Origin of the sequence: Pricia sp. (assembly GCF_041745955.1) — a bacterium.
In the GTDB taxonomy this organism is placed as follows: Bacteria; Bacteroidota; Bacteroidia; order Flavobacteriales; family Flavobacteriaceae; genus Pricia.
In genome coordinates, this window is the sequence record NZ_JBGTHY010000244.1 from 1 (window position 1) to 4,786 (window position 4,786).

At 43.9% G+C, this 4,786-nt stretch carries 5 protein-coding genes and 1 pseudogene; 2 read left to right on the forward strand and 4 right to left on the reverse strand.

All coding sequences use genetic code 11. The features are described from left to right. Window positions 1–387: saccharopine dehydrogenase NADP-binding domain-containing protein (locus tag ACEW8S_RS08795; protein ID WP_373517785.1), on the reverse strand; the 387-nt coding region annotated here is incomplete at its 3' end. An 89-nt stretch (window positions 388–476) separates the two neighbouring features. Between ACEW8S_RS08795 and ACEW8S_RS08800 the strand changes: the two genes are divergently transcribed. After that, window positions 477–863 (forward strand): DUF423 domain-containing protein, encoded by a 387-nt coding sequence (locus tag ACEW8S_RS08800; protein ID WP_373517786.1) that lies wholly within the window; start codon window positions 477–479, stop codon window positions 861–863. Between the two features lie 68 nt (window positions 864–931). After that, entirely contained in the window at window positions 932–2,548 is a 1,617-nt protein-coding gene (gene pckA / locus ACEW8S_RS08805; protein WP_373517787.1) for a phosphoenolpyruvate carboxykinase (ATP), read from the forward strand. A 7-nt stretch (window positions 2,549–2,555) separates the two neighbouring features. Here pckA and ACEW8S_RS08810 read toward each other — a convergent pair whose 3' ends face one another. The 3 genes and pseudogenes from ACEW8S_RS08810 to ACEW8S_RS08820 form a co-directional block, all read right to left on the reverse strand. Beyond that, entirely contained in the window at window positions 2,556–3,302 is a 747-nt protein-coding gene (locus ACEW8S_RS08810; RefSeq protein WP_373517788.1) for a uroporphyrinogen-III synthase, read from the reverse strand. A gap of 119 nt (window positions 3,303–3,421) precedes the next feature. Beyond that, the gene (locus tag ACEW8S_RS08815) at window positions 3,422–4,078 is read right to left on the reverse strand and encodes a DUF4271 domain-containing protein (protein WP_373517789.1); all 657 of its coding nucleotides are present in this window, start codon (window positions 4,076–4,078) and stop codon (window positions 3,422–3,424) included. Window positions 4,079–4,081: 3 nt separating this feature from the next. Beyond that, a pseudogene (locus tag ACEW8S_RS08820) lies at window positions 4,082–4,786 on the reverse strand (4-amino-4-deoxy-L-arabinose transferase); the annotation flags it as partial.

The window sequence follows — 4,786 nt, forward strand, 5'->3', positions numbered from 1 at the left end:
ATCGAGCCCCATTTCGTTCATAAAGACCAGGCCTTTTTCCTTGACCAGTCCGTCCAAGGATTTGAGTTCTTCGCTTACATACGAAGCGGTAACCAGATGTTTTTCAAACGCGAGACAGTCCTGTGCGACCTTGCCATGTAGAGATGCGGGAAGCATGGAAACTACGATGTCACTATCCTGTATCGCTTTTTTACGCTCGGCATCCTTAAAAATATCCATGGAAACTACTGAACAATGGGGATGGTTTTTAATAGCATCTCCAATAGCGTCGGGGTTAAGGTCGCCGATGGTCAAATGCAGGTCTTCGGTTTCGGCCTTCCCCAAAAAATAATCCAACAGGTGCGAAGTAGATTTACCGGCACCGATAACTAGAATTTTACGTGGCATTTGATTTTGTAATTTTGCTGCTCTATCGCGTGGTGTGATACACGAAGGTATCGATTGTTATATTTATAAAAAAGAACCGGATCCAAGTTATGAACAAAACAATATTTCTAACCGGGATACTTTTCGGTATCCTTGCCGTACTATTAGGTGCCTTTGGCGCCCACGCTTTGGAAAAACTGGTCAATACCGATGCCATTCAAACCTGGGATACCGGCGTCACGTACCAAATGTACCATGCGCTGCTCCTGTTGGTTCTGGCCAATGTGAAAACCGTACCCGAAGGCAATAAAAAATGGATATTCTACTGCATAGTGGCGGGTATCATCCTCTTTTCTTTTTCGATTTATTTCTTGGCGACCAATACGCTTACTTCCTTTGATTTTAAGACCATTGCATTCGTCACTCCTTTGGGCGGACTATTGCTGATAGTAGGATGGTTACTTTTGGGATTAAAATTTAGAAAGCACATTAAATAAATTATCCTCAAAAAAAGGTTATAAAATATTTATTTATGATAATTTTGTGGATATAAATCGCTACTTCAATGAATAATTCGAAAAAACGCCCAGAATCGGTTTCCTTGGCATCCAATGGGATAACACATTCAAATATCCATTATCAATTATCCCCATCACAATTGCATGCCATAACTTTGGAAAAGAAGATGGGGAAGGAAGCTTCTTCGGGAGCCTTGGCCATCAACACGGGCGAGTTCACCGGTCGTTCGCCCAAGGATCGCTTTATCGTCAAGGATGCCATTACCACGGATAACGTCTGGTGGGGCGATATCAACATTCCCTTTGAACCTTCGAAGTTCGATACCCTTCATGATAAGGTCATCGCCTACCTGAACGAAAAGGAACTTTATGTTCGGGATTGTTACGCCTGCGCCGATCATAACTATCGGATGGATATCAGGGTCATCAACGAATACCCATGGTCGAACCTGTTCGCCTACAATATGTTCATTCGCCCAACGGACGAAGAGCTGAAACATTTCGACCCGGAATGGACGGTCATCAATGCCCCGGGATTTAAGGCCGATCCCGAAACGGACGGTACCCGACAACACAACTTCGCCATCTTGAATTTTACACGGAAAATAGCTTTGATAGGTGGCACGGGCTACACCGGGGAAATTAAAAAGGGCATATTTTCTGCGTTGAACTTTATCCTGCCCTTCGAAAAAAGCACCTTGCCGATGCACTGCTCCGCCAATGTGGGCGCAACCGGGGAGACCGCCATATTTTTCGGACTCTCGGGTACAGGAAAAACAACCTTGTCCACCGATGCATCCCGAAAATTGATCGGTGACGACGAGCACGGCTGGAACAACGAAAATGCGGTGTTTAATTTTGAAGGAGGCTGCTATGCGAAGGTCATCAACCTATCCGAAGAAAACGAACCCGAAATATTCCGGGCCATCAAAAAAGGGGCTTTACTCGAGAATGTTGTTTTGGATGAAAACGCGGCGGTTGACTTTGCCGATACATCCATCACACAGAACACGCGGGTGAGTTACCCAATCTATCATATCGAAAACGTACAACGGCCATCCATAGGAAAAAATCCGAAGAACATCTTTTTTCTGACGGCGGATGCTTTTGGGGTGCTGCCCCCGATATCAAAGTTGACGCCCAGTCAAGCGGCATACCATTTTATTTCTGGCTATACCGCCAAGGTTGCGGGAACGGAAGCGGGAGTGATAGAACCCATTCCATCTTTTTCGGCCTGTTTCGGGGCGCCTTTTATGCCTTTGCATCCCGCAAAATATGCGGAAATGCTGAGCCGAAAAATGAAAAATGCAGGAGTGAACGTTTGGCTGGTCAATACCGGGTGGACGGGCGGCCCCTACGGCGTCGGTACACGAATGAAACTAAAATACACTCGCGCCATGATCAATGCGGTACTGAACGGTGATTTGGGCCTTTACGATTACGATCACTATCACATTCATTCCGTTTTCGGTGTGGCCCAGCCGAGGGAATGCCCTGGAGTACCGACAAGTGTGTTAAGCCCAAGAACCACCTGGAACGATGATGAAGCCTACTACACAGCGGCCTTTAAGTTGACCAATGCGTTCCGCGAGAATTTTAAAAAGTTCGAGGCTTTTGCCAGTGAGGAGATACGGCGTGGCGGACCGCAGCGGTATGCGTTCTAAAAGTAATCTACCGCTTGTTCGCCTCGTTAATATACTTCTGCAGCGCCATGGTCATAGATGGAGTTTCGGGAGTGGGTGCCTTGATGTCGATACGGAGACCCGCATCGGTGGCGGCGTCAATCGTGGAGTTTCCGAATACGGCGATACGCGTATTCCTTTGATCAAAATCGGGAAAATTCTGCAAAAGGGATTCGATGCCCGACGGACTGAAAAAGACCAGCACGTCGTAATACACGTTGCGAAGGTCTGAAAGGTCGCTGATGACCGTTCTGTAAAAAGTACCTTTCTTCCATTCGATATCCAATCCGTTTAGAATTTCTGGAATTTCATCCTTCAAAGCATCCGAAGAGGGTAACAAGAACTTTTCGCCCTTGTATTTCTTGAAAAGCGGCACCAATTCCTGAAAATTACGCTTTCCTACGTAAATCTTTCGTTTTCGGTATACCACATATTTTTGAAGATAATAGGCCACGGCTTCCGATTGGCAGAAATACTTCATACTGTCCGGCACCTTGAAGCGCATTTCCTCGGCAATCCTGAAAAAATGATCAACAGCGTTCCTGCTGGTCAATATAATGGCCGTATAATTGCGCAGATCCACCTTTTGTTGGCGTACGTCTTTGGCATCTACGCCCTCAACATGAATAAAAGGCCTGAAATCTACCTTCACCTTCTCCTTGTCGATCAATTTGGAATAGGGCGAATTCTCGATCTTAGGTTCGGGTTGTGATACCAAAATCGTTTTGACTCTCATCTGAGGATGTTTGCTTGTTAGTTGCTATTCCCGATACTTATCGTGTGGGATCGGAATTGTTCAATATTTTGAAATCTCTATTTTTCGAGGGATATACTGGATATTTTTTACATTATAATCTAGTTTTTAAGATAACTGCCAATAATAATGAACGGTGAAATTTCAAGAGCGCAAAGGTACAAAATAAAATAGAAAAAATAGTTGGTGATGAACTTTTGATGATTCCTTAACAGTGTTACCCAGCCGATTACGTTAATTAAAAGAATTAGGAATATAGCAACGAAAACTACAATTTGTGAATCCCTTGCCACATAGGCCAGCAACAAGTTCGCCAAAAACATAACAAGGCCTGTGTAGTTCAGATACGACAGTTTTTTGAAAATGAGCTCGCTAATAGCTTTGTTGGAGCCAAAAATAAAGCCGTTGCCCAGTTGAAGCACAACCTTTATCAGGATATAGCCCAAAATGCATCCTAGAATTATGGGATACATGATCGGATACCAATTATCTGGGGTAGCGAAGAAAATCTGTCCCGCCAAAAAAACAAAAAGCGAAAAGTTGATTAGCTGAAAGAAGGTGAAGAAGATATGGAACCAGTTGATCAGTTTTTCCTTTTTATTGTACATGAAAATGTACTTATTGTTAAAGGGCAGAATGATGAAGTTCAAGAACCGGCTATAGAACAGGCTTTTGGCAAGCACCAGAAGTATAATGCTTGACAGTAATATGATGGTGATCCAATCCGCGGTATCCGCAGTTCTTAGAATAGGTTCCATGGGTTAGTATAAAAGTTCGGTGTTTTTTCCATTGAGCCCGAAGGGTAATCCGTTATCGGAAATAGCGATCCTGAAATAGGTCGGGGCTACCATCTTGGGCTCTGGTAACTTAAACGTAAAATTGATCGTATCATTGGGCGGCAACGAAAGTATTTTATCATCGACCGGCTTTGGGTAAATCAATATGGCATTCTCGACTTTTTTGAATTTTGTCATGTAGGCCACATTGAAACGCAATTTTCTAAGTTCCACCGGCCAAGCGTACGGGTTGTATATCTTCAGGATCTGTTCCTTATCCGTGTCCAAGGGAATGGGGCCGTCAACAATGGTCTCTAGTTTCCGAAAAGATTCGAAATTATCGATGAATTTCCCATAAAATGTACCCCCGTTACTTTTGGTAAACGAGATGTCGAATTTATTGGGACTTCCAGAAAAATAGAGCACTTTTTGATGCTGCAGCTTTAATTCGGAATCATCGATGGAATATTGGTTGCGACGATAATAGGCATTGTTCAGCGAATAGGTGTTATTTCCCGTATAAAAGGCGAACATTGGTGCATTGCGGTACGAATTTATAAAAATAAGAGGGGTATCGCCGACCTCCGATTTTATCTGTTCCGCTACTGCCTTGTTGCCATGGGTCTCATAGTAAATAGGGGAAAGGTCCTCATAGATCAATCCGACCCGAAGGTATAGAATGATTACGAT